Source organism: Hyphomonas sp. UBA3195 (assembly GCF_002366485.1).
In the GTDB taxonomy this organism is placed as follows: Bacteria; Pseudomonadota; Alphaproteobacteria; order Caulobacterales; family Hyphomonadaceae; genus Hyphomonas.
In genome coordinates this window covers 193,628-217,244 of record NZ_DEXB01000014.1, presented here as the reverse complement: position 1 = coordinate 217,244, position 23,617 = coordinate 193,628, and the positions used below count along the sequence as shown (strand labels likewise).

24 protein-coding genes are annotated in these 23,617 nt (G+C 60.5%); 10 read left to right on the top strand and 14 right to left on the bottom strand.

The features are described 5' to 3' along the window. The coding region (locus tag B2344_RS04945; protein ID WP_290484778.1) for a serine hydrolase domain-containing protein at positions 1-1,188 on the top strand (1,188 nt) is incomplete at its 5' end. A gap of 3 nt (positions 1,189-1,191) precedes the next feature. On the opposite strand, the gene B2344_RS04940 is transcribed toward B2344_RS04945, so the two are convergent. Next, the gene (locus B2344_RS04940; RefSeq protein WP_290484777.1) at positions 1,192-1,878 is read right to left on the bottom strand and encodes a hypothetical protein; all 687 of its coding nucleotides are present in this window, start codon (positions 1,876-1,878) and stop codon (positions 1,192-1,194) included. A 109-nt stretch (positions 1,879-1,987) separates the two neighbouring features. On the opposite strand from B2344_RS04940, the gene B2344_RS04935 reads away from it, so the two are divergent. After that, positions 1,988-4,486: a ligase-associated DNA damage response DEXH box helicase gene (locus B2344_RS04935; RefSeq protein WP_290484776.1), complete on the top strand. Its 2,499-nt coding sequence runs from the start codon at positions 1,988-1,990 to the stop codon at positions 4,484-4,486. Here the strand turns inward: B2344_RS04935 and B2344_RS04930 are convergent. Both B2344_RS04930 and B2344_RS04925 read right to left on the bottom strand, forming a co-directional pair. After that, entirely contained in the window at positions 4,483-6,144 is a 1,662-nt protein-coding gene (locus tag B2344_RS04930; protein WP_290482511.1) for an SDR family oxidoreductase, read from the bottom strand. The two genes, B2344_RS04935 and B2344_RS04930, sit on opposite strands and share 4 nt — an antisense overlap. Further along, positions 6,137-6,538 (bottom strand): thiol-disulfide oxidoreductase DCC family protein, encoded by a 402-nt coding sequence (locus B2344_RS04925; protein ID WP_290478598.1) that lies wholly within the window; start codon positions 6,536-6,538, stop codon positions 6,137-6,139. Before B2344_RS04925 ends, B2344_RS04930 begins: the two co-directional genes overlap by 8 nt. Positions 6,539-6,664: 126 nt before the next feature. On the opposite strand from B2344_RS04925, the gene pdeM reads away from it, so the two are divergent. The 4 genes from pdeM (at position 6,665) to B2344_RS04905 (ending at position 10,562) form a co-directional block, all read left to right on the top strand. After that, positions 6,665-7,387: a ligase-associated DNA damage response endonuclease PdeM gene (gene pdeM, locus B2344_RS04920; RefSeq protein WP_206992232.1), complete on the top strand. Its 723-nt coding sequence runs from the start codon at positions 6,665-6,667 to the stop codon at positions 7,385-7,387. Between the two features lie 219 nt (positions 7,388-7,606). Further along, a complete protein-coding gene (locus B2344_RS04915; protein WP_290478600.1) occupies positions 7,607-9,031 on the top strand; it encodes a DEAD/DEAH box helicase in 1,425 nt (474 codons plus the stop codon). A gap of 87 nt (positions 9,032-9,118) precedes the next feature. After that, positions 9,119-10,108 carry an NAD(P)H-dependent flavin oxidoreductase gene (locus B2344_RS04910; protein ID WP_290482512.1) on the top strand — a complete coding sequence of 330 codons (990 nt, stop codon included), beginning with the start codon at positions 9,119-9,121 and terminating at the stop codon, positions 10,106-10,108. A gap of 22 nt (positions 10,109-10,130) precedes the next feature. Further along, positions 10,131-10,562 (top strand): hypothetical protein, encoded by a 432-nt coding sequence (locus B2344_RS04905; RefSeq protein ID WP_290478601.1) that lies wholly within the window; start codon positions 10,131-10,133, stop codon positions 10,560-10,562. A 3-nt stretch (positions 10,563-10,565) separates the two neighbouring features. Here B2344_RS04905 and B2344_RS04900 read toward each other — a convergent pair whose 3' ends face one another. Beyond that, positions 10,566-11,006, bottom strand: a complete 441-nt coding sequence (locus B2344_RS04900; RefSeq protein ID WP_290478602.1) for a thioredoxin domain-containing protein — start codon at positions 11,004-11,006, stop codon at positions 10,566-10,568. Positions 11,007-11,073: 67 nt separating this feature from the next. Continuing rightward, positions 11,074-12,120: a selenide, water dikinase SelD gene (selD, locus tag B2344_RS04895; protein ID WP_290484775.1), complete on the bottom strand. Its 1,047-nt coding sequence runs from the start codon at positions 12,118-12,120 to the stop codon at positions 11,074-11,076. A 76-nt stretch (positions 12,121-12,196) separates the two neighbouring features. Here selD and mnmH point away from each other — a divergent pair, with 76 nt between their 5' ends. Further along, positions 12,197-13,249 (top strand): tRNA 2-selenouridine(34) synthase MnmH, encoded by a 1,053-nt coding sequence (gene mnmH / locus B2344_RS04890; RefSeq protein ID WP_206992237.1) that lies wholly within the window; start codon positions 12,197-12,199, stop codon positions 13,247-13,249. Here mnmH and rnhA read toward each other — a convergent pair. The 6 genes from rnhA to B2344_RS04860 all read right to left on the bottom strand — a co-directional run bounded on the left by rnhA (position 13,246) and on the right by B2344_RS04860 (position 19,328). Beyond that, on the bottom strand, positions 13,246-13,689 hold the full coding sequence (gene rnhA, locus B2344_RS04885) for a ribonuclease HI (RefSeq protein WP_290478605.1): 444 nt from the start codon (positions 13,687-13,689) through the stop codon (positions 13,246-13,248). The two genes, mnmH and rnhA, sit on opposite strands and share 4 nt — an antisense overlap. 38 nt (positions 13,690-13,727) lie before the next feature. Continuing rightward, a complete protein-coding gene (locus tag B2344_RS04880; RefSeq protein ID WP_206992238.1) occupies positions 13,728-14,315 on the bottom strand; it encodes a hypothetical protein in 588 nt (195 codons plus the stop codon). After that, positions 14,312-15,292, bottom strand: coding sequence for a homoserine kinase (locus tag B2344_RS04875; protein ID WP_290484774.1), 981 nt, complete (start codon positions 15,290-15,292; stop codon positions 14,312-14,314). The genes B2344_RS04880 and B2344_RS04875 overlap by 4 nt, the downstream gene beginning before the upstream one ends. Before the next feature lie 9 nt (positions 15,293-15,301). Beyond that, on the bottom strand, positions 15,302-16,786 hold the full coding sequence (locus tag B2344_RS04870) for a spinster family MFS transporter (protein ID WP_290484773.1): 1,485 nt from the start codon (positions 16,784-16,786) through the stop codon (positions 15,302-15,304). A 28-nt stretch (positions 16,787-16,814) separates the two neighbouring features. Then, a complete protein-coding gene (locus tag B2344_RS04865) occupies positions 16,815-18,332 on the bottom strand; it encodes a spinster family MFS transporter (protein ID WP_206992241.1) in 1,518 nt (505 codons plus the stop codon). Positions 18,333-18,476: 144 nt separating this feature from the next. Continuing rightward, a complete protein-coding gene (locus B2344_RS04860) occupies positions 18,477-19,328 on the bottom strand; it encodes a hypothetical protein (RefSeq protein WP_290482518.1) in 852 nt (283 codons plus the stop codon). A 76-nt stretch (positions 19,329-19,404) separates the two neighbouring features. On the opposite strand from B2344_RS04860, the gene B2344_RS04855 reads away from it, so the two are divergent. After that, complete coding sequence (locus B2344_RS04855) at positions 19,405-20,082, top strand: Fe2+-dependent dioxygenase (RefSeq protein ID WP_206992243.1); 678 nt, start codon at positions 19,405-19,407, stop codon at positions 20,080-20,082. Here B2344_RS04855 and B2344_RS04850 read toward each other — a convergent pair. Beyond that, positions 20,079-20,588, bottom strand: a complete 510-nt coding sequence (locus tag B2344_RS04850; protein WP_290482519.1) for a DUF1772 domain-containing protein — start codon at positions 20,586-20,588, stop codon at positions 20,079-20,081. The two genes, B2344_RS04855 and B2344_RS04850, sit on opposite strands and share 4 nt — an antisense overlap. A 79-nt stretch (positions 20,589-20,667) precedes the next feature. Beyond that, the gene (locus B2344_RS04845; protein ID WP_290484772.1) at positions 20,668-21,525 is read right to left on the bottom strand and encodes an NAD(P)H-binding protein; all 858 of its coding nucleotides are present in this window, start codon (positions 21,523-21,525) and stop codon (positions 20,668-20,670) included. Positions 21,526-21,591: 66 nt separating this feature from the next. Here B2344_RS04845 and B2344_RS04840 point away from each other — a divergent pair, with 66 nt between their 5' ends. Further along, positions 21,592-22,173, top strand: coding sequence for a TetR/AcrR family transcriptional regulator (locus B2344_RS04840; RefSeq protein WP_290484771.1), 582 nt, complete (start codon positions 21,592-21,594; stop codon positions 22,171-22,173). Here B2344_RS04840 and radC read toward each other — a convergent pair whose 3' ends face one another. Next, complete coding sequence (gene radC, locus B2344_RS04835; protein ID WP_290478613.1) at positions 22,174-22,863, bottom strand: RadC family protein; 690 nt, start codon at positions 22,861-22,863, stop codon at positions 22,174-22,176. It abuts the gene before it with no gap. A gap of 127 nt (positions 22,864-22,990) precedes the next feature. Between radC and B2344_RS04830 the strand changes: the two genes are divergently transcribed. Further along, a complete protein-coding gene (locus tag B2344_RS04830; protein ID WP_206992248.1) occupies positions 22,991-23,614 on the top strand; it encodes a cupin domain-containing protein in 624 nt (207 codons plus the stop codon). Positions 23,615-23,617 lie beyond the last annotated feature (3 nt).

The following is a 23,617-nucleotide window of genomic DNA, read 5'->3' as shown; positions in this document are numbered from 1 at the left end:
CTGAACTTCCTGCCGCGCTTTGCCGCCTGGCCGGACTTCACCGGCGAGGACCGGGGCAGCGCCATCGGCTCAAATGTTAAGGTGCAGTTGCGCATCGAAGAAGCCGAGCGCCTCGAAGCGCCGGTCTCGTTTGCTTTCGACGAGCGTAGCTATGGCAATGGCACACGCACCAGCGCCGTGGTTGTCGTGAAGGACGGACAGGTCGTGGCCGAGCGCTATGCTCGCGGCATTGATCATGAGACGCCGCAGCGGACCTGGTCGGTGGCAAAATCGATTTCTGCGACGATCCTCGGCGCAGCCCGGCGGAACGGGCATATCGATCTTGATTACCCGGCCGTCATCGCCGACTGGAACAATGGCGCGGACCCGCGCCGCGAGATCACGTTGCGCGACCTGCTGCAGATGGCGAGCGGGCTCGACAGTGGTGAAACCGGTTCGCGCACGGACCGGATCTATTTTGGCGGCGGACGCGTGGTCGATCAGGCCGCCTCGAAAGTTATGGAAGCCAAGCCGGGCACGCGGTTCAAGTATTCCAACAATGACACGCTGATCGCGATGCGCTCATTCCGGGAATCTCTGGGCACGGATGATTCCTATCATCGCTTCCCGTATGAAAAACTGCTGCACAAGATCGGCGCGGTTCACACGACGCTGGAAGTGGACTGGAATGGTGACTTCGTCTCGTCCAGCCAGGTCTGGTCTACGGCGCGCGACCTCGCCCGGGTCGGCCAGCTCTACCTGCAGGACGGTGTGTGGGGCAATGAGCGCTTGTTGCCTGAAGGCTGGGCACAATTCGTTTCGGCCCCCGGACCAGCACAGCCAACCAGCGGACCCGGCTATGGTGCGCAATTCTGGCTGATGAATAATGCCGAGGGTATTCCGGCGGGCACCTATTACATGGCGGGCAATCGCGGCCAGTATGTCGTGATCGTGCCAAGCATGAACGCCGTCATTGTGCGGCGCGGCTTTGATGTGATTGGCGGGGCGCGGTTTGATATCAACGCGTTCACGCGCGACGTGCTGCTCAGCCTGCAGGCGGCCGAGGATGCCCGCGCGGAAGAAGCTGCACAGCGCGAGCAGATCGAGTTGGAAATCCAGGCCACAATCGATGCGCGCCGGGCCCGCTCTGATCGCGCGAAGGATGCCATCCGCGCAGAAATCCTCGAAAAGTACGGCCTCGAGGAATAGCGCCTATCTGGAGCCGGTTCCGGAATTCGGGATCGGCGTCAGGTTCGAGATGAGCTGCCGGTCGGACTGGCTGAAGCTTTTCATCATGGCAGAGCCTTCGACGGTCACATCAAGACTGGCCACATGGGTGCGACCATCCGGGGCGCGGTCGCACGCGACTTTCATTTCGAACTGTTTGATCTTCGCGACAGGCATTGGCTTGAACGGCTTTTCCGCCACCATTTCATAATTGAGGATGCCGGGGGCAGTTTTGTCCACGACGACTTTTCCGATGAGGTGCTTGTAGACCTTGTCCATGTCGTCTGGCTCTGCGCTGGGCTTTGGCCGAAAGCTGTAGGTGGCGGTGGTGTCCGTTTCACTGACAAGTTTTGCATCGGCGGCGGGAATGTTCTCGGCAAAATCCTGACACCAGATTTCGCCGTCCGTATTGGCTTTCATGTTTTCGACCCGCTTGGCGAAGTCTTCGCTCCAGTCTTCAGGCTCAGGTGAGATCACGCTGAGGCGCTCGCCCTCCGGCTGGCTTGGATCGACCCGCATGAGCGCGTCCACCTCGTCACTGGAAAGCGTCAGATCAAACGCATAAAGCGGGCCGTCGGCAGAGGCGGAGAGGGCTTGTTCCAGGGGTGATTGGGCAAGGGCAGAGGCCGCAAGCGCGATCAGGCTGGCGGAGACGGCAAAGGAGCGGAACATGGCGGGCCTCATGATAGTTGTCTGAAAAAGAGGTTTGGCCTGAGGCAAGCTGAACGCATAGTGAAAGCAAGCCGATTACTGCAATTCTTGCGAGATTTTAATTTCAATCATGGCTGATTCCGCCGTTTCCCCATTCCTGCTGCCGGAGCCATTCGAAGCCTGGTTTGCCGGGCGTGGCTGGAAGGCGCGGCCGCACCAATTGGCGCTGGCCGAGAAGTCGCTGAAGGGCGAAAGCGCGCTTCTGATCGCGCCGACCGGCGGCGGCAAGACGCTGGCGGGCTTTCTGGGCAGCCTGATTGAACTGAGTGAGCGCAAGCGGGCGGCAAACTCTGACCGGCCTGCTTTGCACACGCTCTACATCTCCCCCCTGAAGGCACTTGCGGCGGACGTGCAGCGCAACCTGATGGGGCCGGTCGAGGACATGGGGCTGGGCATCAGGATCGAAAGCCGGACGGGGGATACGCCTTCCCATGTGCGTCAGCGCCAGAGACGGACGCCGCCGGACATATTGCTGACCACGCCGGAACAGCTCGCGCTTTTTCTTGCCTCCGATCATGCCAAGGAATTCTATGCCGACCTCAAATGCGTGATTGTGGACGAGATCCATGCGATGGCGGCCTCGAAGCGCGGCGACCTTTTGGCGCTCGGCCTTGCGACGCTGGCAAGCTGGGCTCCAGCCTGCCGCTTCATTGGCTTGTCTGCGACGGTGCGCGAGCCGCAATCTCTGGCCGACTGGCTGGATGTACGCTCCGGCGCGGGGGAGGTACGTGTCCTGACTGCCGAGGGAGGTGTCTCGGCGGATGTGGATATCCTGATCTCGAAACAGCGAATTCCGTGGTCGGGGCATTCCGGGCGATTTGCCGTGCCGGAAGTGTATGAGGCCATCAAGAAAGCGACGATGACGCTCGTCTTCGTCAATACGCGCAGCCAGGCCGAGCTGATGTTTCAGGAGCTGTGGCACGCCAATGAGGACGGGCTGCCGATTGCGTTGCATCATGGCTCACTCGCGCGGGAACAGCGCACCAAGGTCGAGGCGGCGATGGCGGCTGGCGCCCTGAAGGCGGTGGTCTGTACGTCCACTCTCGATCTCGGCATCGACTGGGGCGAGGTGGATCTCGTGATCCAGATGGGCGCGCCGAAAGGGGCCGCGCGCCTGATCCAGCGCATCGGCCGGGCCAATCATCGGATGGATGAAGCCAGCCGGGCCGTCCTTGTGCCAACGAACCGGTTCGAAGTGCTGGAGTGCCGTGCGGCAGAGGCAGCGGTCGAGGCCGGCGAGATTGACGGGGAAGGGGTCCGCGAGGGCTCGCTGGATGTGCTGGCGCAGCATGTCATGGGCCGGGCGTGTGGCGACGGATTCCGTCTGGAGGAACTCTATGAGGATATTATCCGAGCCGCACCCTATGCGTGGCTCGACTGGGAAACCTATGAGCGGATCGTCGATTTCGTGGCGAGCGGGGGCTATGCGCTGAAGACCTATGACCGGTTCCACCGTATTGTACGTCGCCCGGACGGGGTGTGGGTGGCGCGCACGGCCCGCGACGCGCAGGCCCACCGGATGAATGTCGGCGCAATTGTGGAATCGCCCATGCTGGCCGTGCGGCTGGCGCAATTCATCGGCAAGGAAAAGCCGGGCGAAAAGCGCAGCGTGCGGGCCGGACTCAAGCTGGGCGAGATGGAGGAGTATTTCCTCTCCACCCTGACGCCGGGCGATACATTTCTTTTCGCGGGCGAAGTGCTGCGGCTTGTCGGCGTGGACGGTATGGATGCGCTGGTCGTGCGTGCGGTCGGCGACCGACCGGCGATCCCGTCCTATAATGGCGGCAAGTTTCCGCTGACGACCTTCCTGGCCGATCGCGTCCGCAAGATGATTCATGATCCGGCGCAATGGGAGGGGTTGCCCGACCCTGTGCGCGAATGGTTCGAAATCCAGAAGCTGAAGTCCACTATTCCGCCAGCGGATCATTTACTGGTCGAAACTTTCCCGCGCGCCGACCGGCATTACCTTGTCTGCTATCCGTTCGAGGGGCGACTGGCACACCAGACGCTGGGCATGTTGCTGACGCGGCGACTGGAGCGGATGGGCGCAAAACCCACCGGTTTCGTCGCCAGTGAGTATGCAATGGCGGTGTGGGGCATGGAGGACATGTCCGAAGTGGACATGGACGCACTGTTCCATCCGGACATGATGGGTGACGATCTTGAAAGCTGGCTGGATGAGAGCGCGCTGATGAAGCGGACCTTCGGTCATTGCGCCCAGATTTCCGGCCTGATCCACCGCAACCTTCCCGGCAAGGAGAAGAACTCACGGCAGGTGAGTTTTTCCTCCGACCTGATCTATGACGTGCTGCGCAGCCATGAGCCGGACCATATCCTGCTGCAAGCCGCCCGGCAGGACGCGGCGACGGGCCTGCTCGATGTGCGCCGCCTGTCAGATGCCTTGGTGCGGATCCGTGACAAGATCGACCATCAGGCGCTCACCAAGATCAGCCCCTTCGCCGTACCCGTCATGCTGGAAATCGGCAAGGAACCGGTTTCAGGCGCATCCGTGCAGGACGCCATCCTGGGCGAAGCGGAGGCCGATCTGGTCAGAGATGCAATGAGTTAGGCGGCCGGGCGCAGCCATCCTTTGTAGTGGGCAACAAGTCCTGCGAAGGAGTGATAGATCGCGACGTCAAACTGACAGGAGCCGTCTGGCAGGACAGTTTCCCGAGTGTTGCTGACAGGTAGGAGGAAGCGGGGAAGAGGGACTCCTAGGAACCGGGCTCGCATGACCGGAAACTCTAATTGGTTTTCGCCTGCCAGCAGCCTGATCGAGAAGTCCAGTACGCCGAAACGTTCACGGATAATCCCGCTATCGTCTTTTTCGACGCGGCGCAGGTGAGATGAGAACCGATGTGTCCCGAACTGGCGGGTCCACATTTCTCCGTTCCGGTTACGCACCATGCTGACGCGGACGGGTACGTTTCGCCCAGACGGCGGGAAGCCAGCAAGTCTGTTGGCCAGAAGAGCCAGAAAGCCTTTTCCGCGATGGATCTCCGCTTCGCCCTCCCAGACATGCTCGCTTGTAACTGTGTGAAGGTGTTGAAGGGGAGCGGCGAGTTTGTCGAAGGCGCCACCAAGGACTTGCCTGAATACGGGCGTGATTTCCGTATCGGTCCGTCCAGTTGACACGTTAAGGGAGGATAGCGCGTCCTCGGCCTCATCCAATGTGAATTCGCCAAGGCAAGGTCTGGCGCCGGGGTCGATTTGCCCGGTCAGGAGTTTGGGGATCATGATCCGCGCCGGCACGGTCGGAATGTCGGGGCCATCTCCTGCTTCTGCTATAAGTGTCCAGATACGGTTTTCGTGGGTGTCTTGTGCAGTTTTTCCTGTAACGCTAACCCTCATTCCCCCGCGGTCGGATCCGAACGGACGCAGCAGGGTGGCGAGCGGTTGAAGCACGCTCGTCCAGGATGTCAGAGATTTCACGAGCCCGCGAGAAACAAGCTTACCCAAAAGGAACAGTCCGCCATGCATGAGCTTGAGTTCCAGTCCGGCAGAAAACTGAACACTTGCGGCGTCGTATCTTGATGGCAAGAGCGTAAGGTCTGGCGCGCCGATAGGGCTGAGCCAGCGGTTCTTCAGGGGAGGAATGCCCGGCACAGTCAGTGTGATAGAGCGAATTGCGCCCCAGCCGGTCACGTGGCGCCACGCTCCGGCCTTCCAGACTTTCAGGGGCTGACCTGTTTGGGAGAGGATGGATCGTATCACGGATTGCCCGCGAGGTGCGCGGTTGCCCGGCGTGATCGCACTCTCGACAAGCTCTATACTCGTCATGCCTTTCGACAGGGCGTCGGTCGCCGAAGACGACAGGGCCGGGACACTTGAGACGCCAGATATGATGACCACGCCTTTGGTGCGCGCGTCTGTGTCGAGGCTGGCGATGCCCTCGGAAAAGGCCGCATCGTCGGACAGGTCCAGATAGTGCGCGCCGCAGGCGAGGCCGGCGCGTGCAACTCTGTAGGGATCTTTCCCATAATCCTGCCAAGGACCGGCAGCGTCGACGATGATTGCTGGCGCCAGACCGCGCACCTGTTCAGTAAGATCGATTGCATCGATATCAATCGTGTACGGTATGCCGCCGTGTCGCTCGCAAAACGCTTCTGCCTTCTGAAGGCTGCGCCCTGCGACGATGACATCGTATTCATTCCCTTGAAGCAAGGCTGCAGAAAGGCGGCCTCCGAATACCCCGTATCCCCCAATGATTAGTATGCGGCTATTCAATGAGGCGCACCCTGATCTCAGGTGTCGGCACTGGACAACTTTTGCCCTGCAATAGTTTTCGATTGTTCGCGATGCGGCGATACAGCCAATTTGCCAACGGGGAGGGCAGCCAGCGCAACACCATGGCGGCTTTCCAAGGCCATTCCAGGACAGCGAGACTTTCGGTGAAGACGTCGAGATTGCGGTAGTGCCGGCCATCAATACGGAGGAGGGCCGTTTCCATGGCGTCCGGGTCGAGCCCCAGGGCGATATAAATTTTCCGACCTGCCGATGACTGCGCTGTCATCAGGGCGAAACACCCCTCCGGATCGTGTGCAACCAGAAACCTCACGAAGCGCGAACACAGCGCACAATCGCCATCATAGATGTAGAGGTCGCATGTATCCCGGTCCATGAAGTCGGTCCACCTTTCAGGTTGAACTTAGGTTACGTGAAAAGGTTGAAATATGTGTCAATTGCGCGCTGCGGCGTGCGGGTGCCACGTTGACCCCCGGGCCATTGCGGGCCAGATTCATGGTCCATGACTGCTGCCGCCAAGAAACCCTCTGAAACACACCTGCACCTGGCCGGGGAGCTGCTGACACCGCTGCCGGAGGGGGCGTTGTGGTGGGCGGCCGAGCGGGTGCTGGTCGTGTCCGATCTCCATTTCGAGAAGGGGAGCGCGTTTGCGGCGCGGGGCCAGTTGTTGCCGCCCTACGATACGGCCGCGACGCTGTCACTGGTCGAGCGACTTTGTGCCGGGCTCCAGCCGAAGACCGTGATCTCGCTGGGCGACAGTTTCCACGACCGGGCGGCCGAGCTGCGCCTGCCGGAGGAATATGCGCGGCGCATTCAGGCGCTGACATCGGCGCATGACTGGGTCTGGGTAGAGGGCAATCATGATCCGGACCCGCCGGCCCATCTCGGCGGCCGCGCCAGCAAGGTGCTGCGCATCGGGGCGCTGGTCTTCCGGCACGAGCCGACGGGGGAAATCGGCGAGGTGTCCGGGCATTTGCATCCGGCCGCCAAGATCATCGGGCGGGGGCGTTCGGTACGGCGGCGCTGCTTCGCCAGCGATGGCGCGCGGCTGGTGATGCCCGCCATGGGCGCCTTTACGGGCGGATTGAACGTGCTGGATGAAGCGTTCGCACCGATCTTCCCGGAAGGGGCCATGGCCTTCGCATTGGGGCAGGACCGGGTGTTCATGGTGGCCGCCAAAAGCCTTGTGGCCGATATGCCACGCGGCGCGCGCTGGAAATTCTGAGCGGCTAATATCGTTTGTGCATCGCACAAAAGCGTGCCATATGCCGCTGTAGCAGGGCGAATAGCTGCTGCTCTCGCATTGATCGTTGCCTTTTCCGGGTTCGCGTCGAGTGCGCCAACAACCGGGATGCCGATCGAAAGCAGGCTTCCTAAAATTTAGAGCCTAACAGGGCGCGCGGACTTTTGAGTCCGCTGGGCGCCCGCACATGAAAGTATTGATTTGACACAGTTTACCGAACTCGGCCTCGCCGAGCCCGTCCTCAAGGCGATTGCTGCTGAGGGCTATACCAAGCCGACTCCGATTCAGGAGCAGGCGATCCCGACACTGCTGGAAGGCCGCGACCTTGTGGGCATTGCCCAGACCGGCACTGGCAAGACCGCAGCTTTCGTGCTGCCGCTGCTCAGCCGTATGGCGTCCAATCCTGGCCGCCCTGTCTCCAAGGCAGCCCGCATCCTGATCCTGGCGCCGACGCGTGAGCTGGCCGCCCAGATTGCCGAAAGCGTACGTGTTTATGGTAGCCAGATGAAGCTGACCACGGCGATTGTCGTGGGCGGCGTGAAGCCCGGCGGACAAGTCCGTGCGCTGGCACGCGGCGTGGACGTATTGGTGGCAACACCGGGACGCCTGCTGGACCATATGGAAACCGGCGCCGTGAATCTGAGCGGTACCGAAGCGGTCGTGCTGGATGAAGCCGATCAGATGATGGATATGGGCTTCCTGCCTGCGATCCGTAAGGTGATGAAGGCCATTCCAACGCGCCGCCAGACGCTGCTCTTCTCGGCGACTATGCCGAAGGAAATCCGCTCGCTTGCGAATGATTTCCTGCGCGATCCGGCCGAAGTGACCGTCGCCACCGTTTCCAAGCCTGCCGAAAAGATCGACCAAGCGGTCTATATGGTGAAGGGTACGGCCAAGCCGCGCCTGCTGGCCGAAATCCTGTCTGAGGACGACATGGACCGCGCCATCGTGTTCACCCGCACCAAGCATGGCGCTGACAAAGTGGTCCGCTACCTTGCCAATGAAGGCCTGTATGCCGAAGCGATCCACGGCAACAAGAGCCAGAACCAGCGCATTCGTGCATTGGACAATTTCAAGAAGGGCAAGGCCCCGATCCTGGTTGCGACCGACATTGCCGCGCGCGGCATTGATGTCGACGGCGTCAGCCATGTTGTGAACATGGACATGCCGAACCTGCCGGAATCTTATGTTCACCGCATCGGCCGGACAGCTCGCGCCGGGAAAAGCGGCATTGCATTGTCCTTCGTGGGCAATGATGAGCGCGGATATCTGCGTGACATCGAAAAACTGATTGGTCGCAAGATCGACCGGATTGATCTGGACGAAGACATGGCGCTCGACCTGTCCTTGCCGGAAGAGCCGGGTCCGCACACCAAGCAGAGCCGAGGCGGCGGTGGCAGAAGCCAGGGCGGCGGACGTCGTCAGGGCGGCCAGTCGCAGAACCGTAATCGCTCCGGCGGTGGGGGCGGCAAAGGTGGCTACAAGGGCGGCAAGCCCGGTGGATCACGGGATGGCGGCGATAGAAGCGCCGCGCGTTCCGAATCCGGCGGGGGTGGCTCCCGTCAGGGTGGCAACGGTCAGAAGCGCCGGAGCAAACCGAACAAGTCCTGGTCGCCCGTCAGCTAAGGCCGGCCTGCACTCTTTACCCAATGTCAGCCTTGTTTCCGCGCCGTCCTTCCGCCAAGGATAGGCCGGAAACAAGGAGGATATGCCATGAAGACTGCCATCACAGAAATGTTCGGAATCGAGCATCCGATCATCCAGGGCGGCATGCACTATGTCGGGTTTGCCGAAATGGCTGCCGCCGTGTCGAATGCTGGCGGTCTCGGCATCATTACGGCCCTGACGCAGAAAACCCCTGCAGACCTCGCAAATGAGATCGCGCGCTGTCGTGACATGACTGACAAGCCGATCGGCGTGAACCTTACGTTCCTGCCGGTCGTCAACGCGCCGGACTATCCAGGCTATGTGAAAGCCATCATCGAAGGCGGTGTGAAAGTTGTTGAGACCGCCGGGAACAATCCTGTGCAGGTCCTGCCGATCCTGAAAGAGCACGGCATCAAGGTGATCCACAAATGTACCGCCGTACGCCACGCGCTGAAGGCACAATCCATTGGCTGTGATGCGGTCTCCGTCGATGGTTTCGAGTGCGGCGGACACCCTGGCGAAGACGATATCCCGAACATGATCCTTCTGCCGCGTGCGGCGGATGAACTGGAAATTCCATTCGTTTCCTCAGGTGGTCAGGCGGATGGACGCAGCCTCGTGGCATCTCTCGCCATGGGCGCGTCGGGGATGAACATGGGCACACGCTTCATCGCGACGAAGGAAGCCCCCGTGCACCAGAATGTGAAGGATGCCATCGTTGCCGCGTCCGAACTCGATACCCGCCTTGTCATGCGTCCGCTGCGCAATACCGAGCGCGTGCTGACCAATGTTGCGGTTGAGCGCCTGTTGGAGAAGGAACGCGCCCTCGGCGCGGATCTGAAATTCGAGGACATCATCGAGGAAGTCGCCGGCGTTTACCCGCGCATCATGAAGGAAGGCGAGATGGATGCAGGTGCCTGGTCCTGCGGCATGGTCGCCGGTCTAATCCACGACATTCCGACCTGTAAGGAACTGATCGACCGAATCATGAAAGAAGCTGAAGATATCATCACAAACCGTCTGGCAGGCATGCTGTCGGGCAAGGTTCCGGCCTGATCCATTCTGAAAGAACTTTCTCATGATCCGTATCCCCCTTTTCGCCAGTGCCTGTCTCGCTCTCGCCGCCTGCGGTATGGGCGTCTCAAGCGACAATAACGCAGCATCTGTTTGCAATACCATGCTGGCGGGGGATCCGGAGATTGTGGAAGATCTCGCCGAGGACGGCGATACGATCGAAGTCTATTGCGGCTGCTACCAGACCCTGCTGGCTGATAAGTCCGAAGACGATCAGGCCGACATTTTGAAAGTCAGCCAGGTCGTGGCGGACATTCGCGAAGATGAGAGTCTGGGCCTGGAAGACGCCGCCGGTCGCCTGATGAGTGATTTCATCGAGGATGGCAGCAGTCCGGCCTATGGTATCACTCGGAGTGATTTCGAAATGACGGGCACCTATATCGATCAGGTTCGCCGTGAGCTGAACAAGGATGACAGCGCCTGCACGGCGTCCTGAATCTCAGGATAGCGCAGCCTCGATCGCGGCAGCGATTTCAGCTTCTGACATAGATTTTGTCACGGTGCTGATCACATCTCCAGAAGACCGGTCAATCAGATAGAGTTGGCCGGTCTTTATTTTGTCCGGGAAGATTTCGCGCATCGTGCCAGCGATGCCGAGGGTCTCTGCGTCTGCGAAATAGGCAGAGTCGTCCCTGGATGAATAGTCGAGGGCGAAGAACTCAGCGCCGTCAAACGGGTTTGAGGCCCGCACGGTTTCGACCTTGGGATCGAGCACCTTGCAGCTGCCACACCAGCTGGCATAGCTCAGGACTGCCAGAACTTTCGTGTCTTCAGCAGGCGCGGTGATTTCCTTGACATCAGCAAGACTGCCGGACGCAGCCACGGATGGGCCACATGCGGCAAGCGCAGCGATCGAGATGGCAGCAAGGCTGAAGCGCATGAAATTCTCCTGAAGTTTGAGCAAGCAGACTTAGCATGAGCGTAGACCTTGTGGGGTCACACTTGCGTTATTCAACGCGAACGCTGGCGGCACCTGACTCTACCCGACCGATGATGGCCGCATCGGCATGGCCGTGGCGGCGGAAGGTTACCAATACCGAGTGCGCCGCCTCGGGCGAACAGGAAACGAGCAGCCCGCCGCTGGTCTGCGGGTCGCAGAGCAGGTCGGTCTCCATCGCGGACATCTGACCCGTGACCATATGAGATACCGAATCCCAGTTGCGGCCGGACGCGCCGGTCTTGATGCCTGACTGTGCGTGGCGACGGGCGCCTTCAAAGACAGGGACCTTGTTTTTCTCGATAACGATCTGAAGGCCGGCACCGCGCGCCATTTCGCTGGCATGGCCGAGCAGGCCAAATCCGGTCACGTCGGTTGCGGCATGAACATCAGAAATTTCTGAGAGCTCCGTGCCCGGCGTATTGAGCCGTGTCGTCGAGGCGACCATTTCGTCATACTCGGAAGGGGAGAGGAGTTCCTGTTTCAACGCGGCGGAATAGATGCCAATGCCGAGTGGTTTACCAAGGATCAGGACATCGCCCGCCTGTGCGTTGGAGTTCAACAGCAACTTGTCGGGATGGCCCATGCCGAGGGCTACGAGGCCGTAGATTGGCTCGGCGGAGTCAATCGAATGCCCGCCCGCGATGGGCGCGCCGGCGGCCTCGGCCACGCTGCGCCCGCCCGCAAGAATGGCGCGGATCGTTTCATTGGCAATCTTGCCGATGGGCATGCCGACAATGGCGAGACAAAAGATGGGTTTCGCCCCCATCGCGAAGATATCCGACAGGGCATTGGTTGCGGCGATGCGCCCGAATGTATGCGGGTCGTCGACGATGGGGGTGAAGAAGTCGGTCGTGGCAACGAGCGTGGTTGTCTCGTTAATGAGGTAGACGGCCGCATCATCGCTCTTGCCCGCGTCCACAATCAAGTCTGAATGGCCAAGTGACAGGGGCATCTCACTGAGAATATCCGCCAGCACATTCGGCGCGAGCTTGCAGCCACAGCCGCCCCCATGGGCGAGGGATGTCAGGCGGGGTTCAGTGTGATGGTCGGGCATGATGGGATCCTCTCGGGCTGCAGGCTTACCGCGCCGGGCACTGGCGGGGCAAACAAAACCTGCTAATCGAAGAGAGATGCCTTATCTCGAAACCGTCACGGATATCAGCCCGGAAAACCTGTCGCGCTACGATGCGATCATTGACGTGCGCTCTCCGGCCGAGTTCGCGGATGATCACATGCCGGGCGCCATCAGTCTGCCGGTGCTGTCGAATGAAGCGCGCGCGCGCGTTGGCACCATCTACAAGCAGGAGAGCCCGTTCCGCGCCAATCGCGTCGGTGGCGCAATTGTGGCGCGCAATATTGCGCACCACTTGGAGACCGCGCTGGCAGACAAGCCGAAGAGTTGGCGACCGCTAGTCTATTGCTGGCGTGGCGGGATGCGCTCGAACTCCATGGCGACGATCCTGTCCTCGGTCGGCTGGCCGAGCGGCGTGGTGAAGGGAGGGTACAAGTCGTGGCGGCGGGAAGTCGTAACAGGGCTGGAGCATGAGGACAGCCGGCTGCCGGTGCGCCTGATCGATGGCCAAACCGGCACGGGCAAGACGGCGTTGTTGCAGGCCATTGCAGCGGCGGGCGGGCAGGTGATTGACCTGGAAGGTCTCGCCCATCATCGCGGTTCGGCTTTTGGTGATCTTGGTGACGCGCCACAGCCAGCGCAGCGCTTGTTCGAAAGCGGCATCTGGCAGCAGTTGCGTCAGTTCGATCTGAGCCGTCCGGTCTTTGTCGAGGCGGAGTCCGCGCGGGTCGGCCGGTGCCGCGTGCCCCGGCGCCTGTGGCACTCCATGCTGGCGGCGCCGCGCATCGAGATGAGGGTTCCTTCAGACGTACGGGCAGACTTCCTGCTCTCTGCCTATGAAGACATCATCCGGGACAAGGACCGGCTGATGGAAGCGCTCGCCAAGCTGAAGGGCCTGCAGTCGAAAGAGACGCTGGCCGAGTGGCAGGCATTGGCGGAGGCGGGAGACTATCGCGCGCTGGCGCGCCAGTTGATGGACCGGCACTACGATCCACTCTATGCGCGCAGCCGCAAACGGCGCGACGATGCGCCGGTAGATATGGTCAGGTTGGAGAGCCTGGATGATACGGCGCTGAAGCGAGCCGCAGAGAGACTGGTGGTCCGCGCCTAGCGTCCGCGCGCCTCTTCCGTGCCGCGCCGGGCCAGTTCGTCGGCTTTTTCATTGCCGGGGTCACCGGCATGGCCCTTCACCCATTTCCAGGTGATGTCATGGCGCTGACAGGCTTCGTCCATCGCCATCCAGAGATCCTGATTCTTGACCGGCTTCTTTGCGGCGGTCTTCCAGCCATTGCGTTTCCAGCCATGTATCCATTTGGTCAGGCCGTCTTTCACATAAGTGGAATCGACGTGCAGGGTGATCCTGGACGGACCTTTCAGCGCGTTCAGCGCCTCGATCACGGCCAGCATTTCCATACGGTTGTTTGTGGTGGCCTTGTCGCCGCCCCAGAGTTCCTTGCGGTTGTCGCCTGCCACGAGCAGGGCGCCCCAGCCGCCGGGGCCGGGATTGCCGCTGCAGGCACCATCTGTCCAGATTTCGATCTTGTCAGTCATGGCTTTCAGGTGCGGGGCTTTGGCGGGTCCGTCAAGCATCAGAAGACGCTGATGTCTGCCTCATGCAGTTGTTGCGCGGGCTTGACGATGGCGAGAAAGAGCAGGCCGCAGACGAGGCCGGCCAGCGCACCGATACAGGCGCCGGTGAGGGCTGCGCCGAGGCCGGTCAACAGCGACGCTGTCACGCCGAATCCCCCTGTCGTGCCACCGACGAGCAGGGCGCCCCAGATGCTGGCCCAGCGCAAGTAGGGCGCGCGGGCCGCGATTCCCTGATGCGGGAACCTGCCGATGGACAGACCCATGGCCAGCCACGCGGCTGGCACGGTGACGAAGAACAGGATGAAGTTGAACAGGGACATCATCGCAGCCATCTGGATGCCGAACAGGAAGCCGCTATTTGGGCGATCGAACATGGTGGGCAACATGCCAATCCCTTCGAGCACGCCAAAGACAAAGGTCAGGAAAAGTCCGATCAGCGTAACGCCAAGGCACGCCGCCAGGGAGGACAAGAGCAGGCCGAGTTTTACACGGCGGATCTTTCGGTCCTTGCTGAGGGCTCGATAGTCGACCGAAAGGTCAGACGGACCGGTGCCAACCACCTCACCATTTGGTCCGAACTCTGTCATGCACCATAGCCTTCCGCACTCGTCACTTTGCGATGAAAGGCGAGGCGGCCGGCATATTCGAGGGGATTCTTGGGCTTTACGAGGGCGCCCTCAGGCGTCGAGGTCCAGTCCACCATCCGCGTCAGGAAGAAACGCAATGCTGCGCCGCGTGCCAGCAGGGGCAGGGCGTCGCGCTCAGTTGGCTGCAGCGGGCGCACGCTCTCATAGCCTGCGATCAGGTTTTCGCCCTTGAAATAATTGTAGTCGATGGCGCCGCGCCCTGGATTGTCATCAAAGGCCCACGCATTCAGGCAGATGGCGAGGTCATAGGCGAGCGCATCTGTGCAGGCGAAATAGAAATCGATAATGCCGGAAAAGTCTTCGCCCAGGAAAAACGCATTGTCCGGGAAGAGATCGGCATGAATAGTCCCGCGCGGCAGGGTCAGGCTTTGTGGCTTGGCCTCTGCGATATCAGCAAGGGCTTCGTCGATCAGGGCTGACAAGCCGGGTTGCAGTTTTTCGGCCTCGTCCGACTGGCCTGCCCAGAGGCGCGGCCATGCCGATGGACCAAGACTGTTGGGACGGGTCATCTCAAAATCTGAAAGCGTGACATGCATCCGCGCGAGACCTTCCCCCAGACCACGGCACTGGGCGGGAGTCGGCTTTTTCGGCGAGAGTCCATCAAGGAAAGACACGATCACCGCGGGCCGTCCCTCGAGCGTGCGGAGCGCTTTGCCGTCTTTCGCGAGGATGGGCTCCGGGCAGGGGAAGCCCTTGCCCGCCAGATGCTGTTTCAGGCCAATGAAATAGGGCAGGTCATCCGCATTCACCCGTTTTTCGAACAGGGTAAGAATGAACCGGCCCGTCGTGGTTTCGAGATAGTAGTTCGAATTCTCGACGCCTTCGGCAATGCCCTTGAAAGACAGGGCATTGCCGAGATTGTAATCGTCGAGAAACGCCGCCAGCGCGTCGTCTGAAACCTGAGTGTAAACAGCCATGAAGACCGATTAGGCGGTCTTGGCGACCATGTCACGCTGCAGCGTCTTCCCAGCCAGCAGATAGTGGATTGCTGCCCAGCCATAGATCGATGCGAAGATGATAATCGACCATTGCAGGCCGCGTGCGTCGGCGCTGGTACAGGCGGCAACCTGGTCGGCGCTGAGGCTTGCAGCTTCCTTGCAGAGGTCCAGTGTCAGACCGAGATCGGCACCCGACAGCATCATCGTCTTCAGCACTGTGGACAACAGACCGATCAGGGTGGGGCCAAGGCCGAGCCCGATCAGGTTGACGGCAAAGAGCGTGATGGCCACGGCGGTCGCCCGCGTGCGCGCATCCACGACGCCGGCTGAGACGGCATACATTGGCCCGAGATAAAAATAGTGCAGCATGGCGGCGGCCATGAGCGGTGGCAGCATCAGCGCGACCGACGGGCTGAGATAGCCGAGCCAGTAGAGCGGCACCGACAGGCCCATGCCGAGAGCAGGCATCCAGGACAGGGCCGTCGGGTAGCGTTTCGCGAGGCGATCAGCGAGGAAGCCAGACAGGAACACACCAATGGCAGCCATCAGGCCCAGCACCAGAGAGAAGATGAGGGCGGCTTGTGTGAGGGTCAGTTCATGCGTGCGCAGCAGGAAGGAGGTGGAGAAGGCCGCGATCCCGTATCCTGCAAATGAGGCGAGCGCTGCGCCAAAGACGACATGCACATAGGTCGGCTTCTTGCTGAGCTTCTTCAGTGCGGCGCCGAAGGATTCCCGTTCCGGCTTCACAGCATTCGGCGGATCGGTGTAGCCGCGCGGCGGCTCCTTGACCGTGAGGCCGATGATCAGCGCGAACACCAGGCCGGGCAGGCCGACCGCAATGAACGCAATGCGCCAGCCTTCGAGGCTCTTCCAGTCGATCATGTCTGCGACCCAAGTCCAGCCCCATCCTTCCAGCAGGGCGTGGACATTCTCGCCCGTAACATAATCATTGATCGGGCCTGCGGCGAGACCGGCGCACATGCCACCAAGCGGCACGCCAAGCGCGTAGATTGAGGCGGCGGTCGCCCGACTACCGGGCTTGAAATAGTCGGCGATGACCGATTGCGCCGGCGGCGTACACCCGGCCTCACCAACTCCGACCAGAAGGCGGAAGGCGAACATGGTCGCGAAACTGACGGCAAATCCGCAAAGGACGGTCATCAGGCTCCACATCGTCAATGAGGCCACGATAATCATCATGCGGCTCGTCTTCTCCGAAAAACGGGCAATCGGAATACCGAGCGTGGTGTAGAACGTGGCGAATGCCAGACCCCCGAGCAGACCCATCTGCCAGTCTTCCAGACCAAGGCTGTTGCGGATCGGATCGGTCAGGATGCCGAAGATGGACCGATCAATGAAATTGAAGATGTAGACGATGAGCAGGGAGCCGAGCACATAGGCGCGATATCCCTTGGTGCGATAGCCGGTTTCAAAACCGGGTTTCTCGTCGAGCGCAGCGGTCGTGTCTGTCATTCTACTTGTGTCTTTCCGTCGCTGTGTTTCAGGAATTCATGTCGGCGGCTGGGGAATCGGGATTGTACCGATCCCTCATGAATGAACGCGAAGCCATGAAGTAGCAAAATGCGGCGACGATGAAGAACAAGACCGTCGCGGCCATGGAGTGGCGCAGGCCATTGGCATAGGCGCGGCAAAGCTCAGGGCCTTCCGCGCCGAGGGCAGCCGGGTCCGTGCCGCAGAGGCGCGGATTGAAGGCGTCCGCAAAGGCTGACAGGCCGGCTTTGCCGATTTCCTGTCCCATGAAGAAATCGCTCATCGCCCCGACAAAGAGCGGGCCAATGCCATTGCCGATCAGGCTGACAATCAGCAGCAGCACGGCAATCGTGGTGGCGCGCGACTGTGGGCTGACAATGGCCGTGCCGACCATGTACTGGCTGGAAAGATAGGCGTAGTGCATCGTGCCCGCGATGATCCACAGACCAAAGGCGATCTCGATGGTCGGGGCGAAGAAGGCACCAACATAGGCGGGCACGGCAATCAGCAGGCCAACGCCCGGGAGCCATGCCGAGATCGTGGAGAAGCGGCCTGCGAGCTTTTCCGAGATGTACCCGCCGAGGAATGTGCCGAGAGCGGCAACTGCAGCCAGCGGCGCGCCATAGAGTACGGCAGCGTCGCGCACATCAATACCATGAACGCGCTGGAGGAAAGGTGCCTGGAAGCTGATCAGTCCATAGCCGACAAAGGCCACCAGAGCGGCGCCGAGCGATAGCCACCAGAATGTCGGCTTGGCAGAAAATTCACGGAAGGCATCAAAGAAAGGGGCCTTGCCATTGCCCTTTGCCGAGGGCGGGTCGGAATAGCCGCGGGGAGGTTCCTTGATGGTGAACATCAGGATGATCGCGATCAGCACGCCCGGCGCGCCGACAACCACAAACGCGATACGCCAGCCTTCCACGGTCGACCAGTCGAGATTACCAAACAAACCCCCAAGACCGAGCGAACCGATCCAGTTGCCGAAATCAGCCCCCTTGATGCCGGCAATCGTGCCGCCGAAGAGTTGCGCAAGCACGCCGCCAAGCGTGACGCCCATGGAATAGATGCCGAGCGCACCCGCGCGGCTTTTCGGGGGGTAATAGTCAGTGATCAAAGAGTTGGCGGGCGGTGTGCAGCCTGCTTCGCCGACGGCAACGCCGACGCGAAAGACGAGTAGCCAGATGAAGCCTGAAGCGACCCCGCAAAGCGCTGTCATGACGGACCAGACGATGATGCAGAGCGCAATGATCAATACGCGATTGGCGCGGTCAGCCCACATCGCGATCGGAATGCCCATAGCGGCATAGAACAATGCGAAGGGCGGCCCGGACAAGAGGCCCCATTGCGTGTCATTCAGCTGAAATGTGTTGATGATCGGCTGGGCAACGACCGAAATGAGCGTTCGGTCGATGAAGTTCAGCGTGTAGACCAGCATCAGGGCGATCAGCACATAGGTGCGATAGCCTTTTGAACCGAAGCCTGTGATGTGTCCGCCCGTGGCCGTTTGGCCAGCTGTCGTGTCGGTCATCCGCCGAAAATCCTCCCGAAAATACCGGGCGCGTCTTGGCGGCGCCTCTCTACATGTCCCCCTACGGTAATGACATGTGCAGGGGGCGCAAGGCCTTACTCTGCGACAGCGTGCGAGCAAGGCCTTGCGGAGGTCAAATTGCCACTACTGGCTCAGCGCCAACTGTACTTCCGACGCCGCAACGGCGAGGGCTGCAGCATCAGCGTCCATTGGGGCAGGGCGAAGCGCGGTCGGGTAGGCTTCAGCCAACAGGCCAAGCGCCGCGCGAATGGATTCTGCTGCATCGGAATTTTCGGCCGTGATGTCGCTTTCCGCTTGCGTAAAGGCGCGCTCGGCGGCCTGATAGAAGCCGTAGCCGTCCAGATACGTCTCGTAGAAATCAGAATCGAGCGACAGGCGATACATGTCGGATGCGCGATCGATCTGGTCGGAGGCGACATGGGCGCTGACCATGGCATCGGACATGTCGGTGGCGGGGGCGCTCTCGGCGGCTTTGTCGAGCGCGGCAAGGATCGCGTCCGTGCGGGCGTTGATCTGTTCCTGGCTTTCCCCGGCAAAGACCGCTGCAGACGTGTCTGTAAACAGGTCGGTAAAGTCGGCGACGCCTTGAGCTGCAAAGACCGGTTCCATGTCGAACAGGACTTCGGAGACCGGATGCGCGTACATTTCAGCCGCGGCGGTCGTTTCGCCTTTGGCGTAGGCGTCGCGCGCGGCCAGGACGTGGGCTGCTGCAATGGCCAGCGCGGCCTTGTAGACGACCGGGTCGGTATAAGCGGCGTCAATGGTCACACCGCCTTCGCCTTCGCCGCCTTCAGTAGCCAGTGTGTTGGCTTCTGCGGTTGGATCCACTTCTGCAGGTGTTTCAGGCTGCGCGATCTCTGTGCCTGCCTCGTCGGCAGGGGCGGCAGGCTCACTGCAACCTGCAAGCGCGCCAGTCATCAGGACGGTGCCCAGACCAAGACTGGTCCACTGCTTCAGTTTGGTGTCAAAGGCCATGATATACTTCCTCTTTGCGTCGATCTGCTATAGCGCTGAATGACGCAAATGCAAATTATTCGCAAGTAGGCGCAACATGCTTTTGACCCTTTCCAACGTACTCGATGAGGCCGACCTGCGTGATGTCCGCGATCTGGTCGCAACACTCGGCTGGCGCGATGGCGCAGAAACGGCCGGTGGCATGGCCCGGGCGGTCAAGCGCAACCAGCAAGCAGATCTGACATCCCGTACCGGCGCTCAGGTTCGCCAGCTGCTGAAGGCCAAGGTGGAGCGACACCCTGTTCTGCGTGCGGCGGCCCAGCCACGCCAGTTCTCGAAACTGATTGTCAGCCGGACCGAGGAGGGCGGCGGATACGGTCATCACGTCGACAATCCATTCATGGGAGCAGGGGAGTCGCGCTTGCGCACCGACTTTTCTTTCACGCTCTTCCTGTCCGATCCGGGCGACTATGAGGGGGGCGAGCTGGAGATCGATCTGGCGGGGATGACCCAGTCCATCAAATTGGACGCGGGAGACATGGTGCTCTATCCATCGACCAGTCTGCACCGGGTTGCGCCGGTGACTTCCGGCAAGCGGCTCGTCTGTGTTGGCTGGATTGAGAGCAGCGTGCCAGATGCGGCGGTACGGGAGATCATCTTTGACCTTGAGAATCTGCGATCCAGCCTGTCGGGCAGGCTGGATCTTCAGTCTCCGGAAATGCTGGTTCTGTCGAAGAGTATTTCCAATCTGGTGCGCCGGTTCGGCCAGAGCTAAGTCATGGCAGTAAGGGTGTCGGGCAAGCCAGTTGCAGCTAGCAGGAAGCAGATGGCCGCAAGAATCGACCCGAAAGTGCGAACATGGTTCCACCCTGTCCAGACGGTACCGAACCTCTTCCAATAGATCGCGGCATCCGGCGAAGAAGGCGTAAGGCCGTCGAGATGTTTATTCATCGGAACGTTGCCGAACATGGTGACCCCGAGCACGGCCGTCATGTAGATCGCGGTTCCGATCAGTATCAGGATCTTTGGTGACCCTTCCAGGCTTTGCCAGGCATAAAGGGAGGCGGCGAGCATGATAGGTGCCAATGCCAACGTGATCGCCAGAAATGCCGAGCGAAACACTGTCCGGTTGATCTGTTGCATGGAGTCGATGCCGCCAGCTGGCGCGGCGCGGATGAGGCCGGCCATTACGAAATCGGAGAAGGCTTGAAACACACCGCCGACGAGGGCGGTAAAAAGACCGATGGTGAGGCAGGCATAGACAAAGAGATGGGTCGTCATGAGTTTGATTCCTTGGATGTGGCATGCCCGCCGAAGAGGATCAGTCAGCTACGGACATGCGGGGTGAGTGAGGCGGGCGTCACGCAGCGGCGCTCCAGAGCCCGGAGGCGGCGACTTCGTTCGCGAAGTCGGAAAAGTCCTTTGGCGGTCGGCCCAGGGCCCGTTCCACACCGTCACAGATTTGGGCATTGCGGCCATCGAGTATGGTGGAGAATAGGTAGTCGAGCAGCCAGATCATGTCTTCCGGAGCGCCAGCCTGGCGAAACCCTTGAAGAAATTCATTAGCAGGCACACGGACGAAACTGATCTTGCGGCCGGTTGCGCGTGACAATTCGCTGGCCAGTTCGTCAAACGTCATCAGTCGGGGACCGGTCACTTCGTAGACTTCGCCAATATGTCCGGTCTCGGTGAGAGCAGCGACGGCCACGTCGGCAATATCCTCGGCATCCACGAACGGTTCCGGCACATGTCCAGCTGGCAGTGTGATGTCACCAGACAGGACCAGCGGCAGGAAATCGCCTTCGGAGAAATTCTGATTGAACCAGCTGGCGCGCACAATGGTCCAGTCGAGACCGCTTTCCTGCACGATGCGCTCGCAGGCCTGGGCGTCTGGCTCGCCGCGTCCAGACAGCAGGACGAGATGCTGCACGCCCTGCGCTTTTGCGCGTTCGACAAGGTGCCGGATCGCTTGCTTGGCGGCGGGCACGGCGAGGTCAGGCGTGTAGCTGATATATACCGCGCTCATGCCAGCCAGCACGGCGTCCCAGCCGGACGGCTCATCCCAATCGAAGGCGGGCGAGCCGGACCTTGATCCGACCCGGGTATCAATACCCCGCTCGCGCAAACGGCCGACAATCCGACGACCGGTCTTTCCGGTGCCACCCAATACGAGCACAGGCCCGCGATGCGTTGTCTGGTTATGAAGGTGCTGTGTCATGTTCAATCTCCTTTGCTTGACACCGTGTAAAGTTGACATGGCGTCAAGTGCCTATAAATTGACATCATGTCAAGTGAGAATCTCGAAACCCGCGAAAAAATCATGCGCGCTACATGGAAATTGCTGGAGGAATCTGGCGGGTCCGGCGTACGCATGAGCGATATCGCCAAGGCCGCGGGCATCAGCCGCCAGGCCGTCTATCTTCATTTCCCGACACGCGCGGACCTGCTGACCGGGACGGCGCGCTATATGGACGAAGTCCGAAACATAGACGAACGTCTTGCGGCGAGCCGTAAGGCCAAAGGAACGGACCGTCTGGATTTGTGGGTGGAGGCGTGGGGGAACTATATTCCGGAAATTCACGGAGTGGGGCGCGCCTTGATCGCCATGCGAGACACCGACGACGCCGCTGCGGCTGCCTGGAATGACCGAATGCAAGCCGTACGGCATGGATGTGAAGCCGCTGTGATGGCGCTCAAGTCCGCAGACCAGCTGATGCCCGACTATTCAGTCGAACAGGCAACGGATTTGCTCTGGGCGCTGTTGTCAGTCGAAGTGTGGGAAAAGCTGCGGTTCGAATGCGGATGGTCGCAGGCCGTCTATATTACGGCTGTTCAGAAAATGGCGCGCGACAGTCTGGTGTCCTGATCAGATCAGTCCGGCTGATTTCAGGCTGGTGACGCCGCCCGTGCCGGCAATCAGATGATCGTGCACGGTGATGTCGAATGGATCGAGTGCATCAATGATCTCGCGGGTAATGTCGATGTCTGCGCGCGACGGTGTGGGGTCACCTGACGGATGATTGTGCACCAGAATGAGCGCTGATGCATGCAGCTCCAGCGCGCGGCGGGCGACCTCACGCGTATAGACGGGCGCATGGTCGACCGTGCCATGTCCCATGATTTCGTCGGCGATCAACTGGTTTTTCCGATCCAGGAACAGGATGCGGAACTGTTCGCGCTTTTCGTGCTGGAGTTCGGTGCGAACATAATCGATGAGCGCCGACCAGGAGGAAATGGCGGGCTTCTTCTGGATCGTCTCTCTGGACGCCCGGGCGTTGAGTTCCGCAATGGCCTTGAGATACGCTGCGACTGTCTCGCCGACACCGTTGACCTTGATGAGGTCGGATGTCGGGGCAGCGAGGATGGCCGACAGACTGCCAAAGCGGGCTTCCAACGCTTTCGCGATGGGTTTGACATCCCGGCGCGGGATGAAGGCCATGAGCAAGACTTCGAGCACTTCGTAATTGCTCAGCGCGGTTGCGCCGCGCGTCAGCAGTTTGCCTCGCAATCGGTCGCGATGACCTTTCCAGTGGGGTTCTTCGGGGGACGTGCTCATTATGGTTGAAAAACCATGAAATGACGTTTCGATAAAGTGACTTAGATCACGTGGCCCCAGATTGAACTTGAGAATTGTGTGGTCGCGGATAGACTTCCCCCAGGGACAATCCGTGGGAGAATGAAACATGTTGAACAAAATCGCGCTTTGCAGCGCTGGCTTGCTGGCGCTGTCTGCTTGCATGACCCAGCCGAAAGACCATGACCATCGCGGTGTTTCAGCAGATCATGTTCACGCGCATCCCGACAAACTTGTCGTTGCGGGAGCAGGGGAGGCCATCGAGAACCCGTTCCATCCTGTCCGACTATTGCTGTCGTCCGAAGAATCGTCGGGCGATGTGACAGTATACGAATTTGAACTGCCTCCGCGCAGCCCTGGGTCACCGCCACATACCCATACGCGCGAGGATGAGTATTTCTACGTCGTGTCCGGTGCGCTCAGTGTCATGTCGGGCGACGAGATCCTGTCGCTTTATCCGGGCGACTTCGCTGCGTTGAACCGGGGCAACACGCACATGTTCTGGAATGGCAGCGATGAGACCACGAGGCTGATCATGACCACCACCGGTGGGTCTTTTGAAGGTTTCATGAATGATGCCGGTCCGCGCATTGCGGAGGCCAAGCCGGATTCAGCCGAAGCAGCAGGCGCTGTAATCGGCCAGCTTGCAGCCGAATACGGGATCACGATTGCGATGGAGAAGATGCCTCCGGAAGCCGCGCCAATCTATATGCCGCCGCCGCCCGAAGAATAGCGC

What these genes read in the sequence shown, in the direction of transcription:
- B2344_RS04850 (WP_290482519.1), bottom strand. Translation starts at nt 20,588, where the DNA reads ATGACGACCCATCTCTTTGTCTATGCCTGCCTCACCATCGGTCTTTTT.
- B2344_RS04865 (WP_206992241.1), bottom strand. Translation starts at nt 18,332, where the DNA reads ATGACCGACACGACAGCTGGCCAAACGGCCACGGGCGGACACATCACA.
- pdeM (WP_206992232.1), top strand. Translation starts at nt 6,665, where the DNA reads ATGACTGCTGCCGCCAAGAAACCCTCTGAAACACACCTGCACCTGGCC.
- B2344_RS04910 (WP_290482512.1), top strand. Translation starts at nt 9,119, where the DNA reads ATGAAGACTGCCATCACAGAAATGTTCGGAATCGAGCATCCGATCATC.
- B2344_RS04925 (WP_290478598.1), bottom strand. Translation starts at nt 6,538, where the DNA reads ATGGACCGGGATACATGCGACCTCTACATCTATGATGGCGATTGTGCG.
- B2344_RS04855 (WP_206992243.1), top strand. Translation starts at nt 19,405, where the DNA reads ATGCTTTTGACCCTTTCCAACGTACTCGATGAGGCCGACCTGCGTGAT.
- radC (WP_290478613.1), bottom strand. Translation starts at nt 22,863, where the DNA reads ATGAGCACGTCCCCCGAAGAACCCCACTGGAAAGGTCATCGCGACCGA.
- B2344_RS04860 (WP_290482518.1), bottom strand. Translation starts at nt 19,328, where the DNA reads ATGGCCTTTGACACCAAACTGAAGCAGTGGACCAGTCTTGGTCTGGGC.
- B2344_RS04830 (WP_206992248.1), top strand. Translation starts at nt 22,991, where the DNA reads ATGTTGAACAAAATCGCGCTTTGCAGCGCTGGCTTGCTGGCGCTGTCT.
- B2344_RS04935 (WP_290484776.1), top strand. Translation starts at nt 1,988, where the DNA reads ATGGCTGATTCCGCCGTTTCCCCATTCCTGCTGCCGGAGCCATTCGAA.
- B2344_RS04880 (WP_206992238.1), bottom strand. Translation starts at nt 14,315, where the DNA reads ATGACAGAGTTCGGACCAAATGGTGAGGTGGTTGGCACCGGTCCGTCT.
- B2344_RS04900 (WP_290478602.1), bottom strand. Translation starts at nt 11,006, where the DNA reads ATGCGCTTCAGCCTTGCTGCCATCTCGATCGCTGCGCTTGCCGCATGT.
- B2344_RS04905 (WP_290478601.1), top strand. Translation starts at nt 10,131, where the DNA reads ATGATCCGTATCCCCCTTTTCGCCAGTGCCTGTCTCGCTCTCGCCGCC.
- selD (WP_290484775.1), bottom strand. Translation starts at nt 12,120, where the DNA reads ATGCCCGACCATCACACTGAACCCCGCCTGACATCCCTCGCCCATGGG.
- B2344_RS04940 (WP_290484777.1), bottom strand. Translation starts at nt 1,878, where the DNA reads ATGTTCCGCTCCTTTGCCGTCTCCGCCAGCCTGATCGCGCTTGCGGCC.
- B2344_RS04840 (WP_290484771.1), top strand. Translation starts at nt 21,592, where the DNA reads ATGTCAAGTGAGAATCTCGAAACCCGCGAAAAAATCATGCGCGCTACA.
- rnhA (WP_290478605.1), bottom strand. Translation starts at nt 13,689, where the DNA reads ATGACTGACAAGATCGAAATCTGGACAGATGGTGCCTGCAGCGGCAAT.
- mnmH (WP_206992237.1), top strand. Translation starts at nt 12,197, where the DNA reads ATGCCTTATCTCGAAACCGTCACGGATATCAGCCCGGAAAACCTGTCG.
- B2344_RS04845 (WP_290484772.1), bottom strand. Translation starts at nt 21,525, where the DNA reads ATGACACAGCACCTTCATAACCAGACAACGCATCGCGGGCCTGTGCTC.
- B2344_RS04870 (WP_290484773.1), bottom strand. Translation starts at nt 16,786, where the DNA reads ATGACAGACACGACCGCTGCGCTCGACGAGAAACCCGGTTTTGAAACC.
- B2344_RS04875 (WP_290484774.1), bottom strand. Translation starts at nt 15,292, where the DNA reads ATGGCTGTTTACACTCAGGTTTCAGACGACGCGCTGGCGGCGTTTCTC.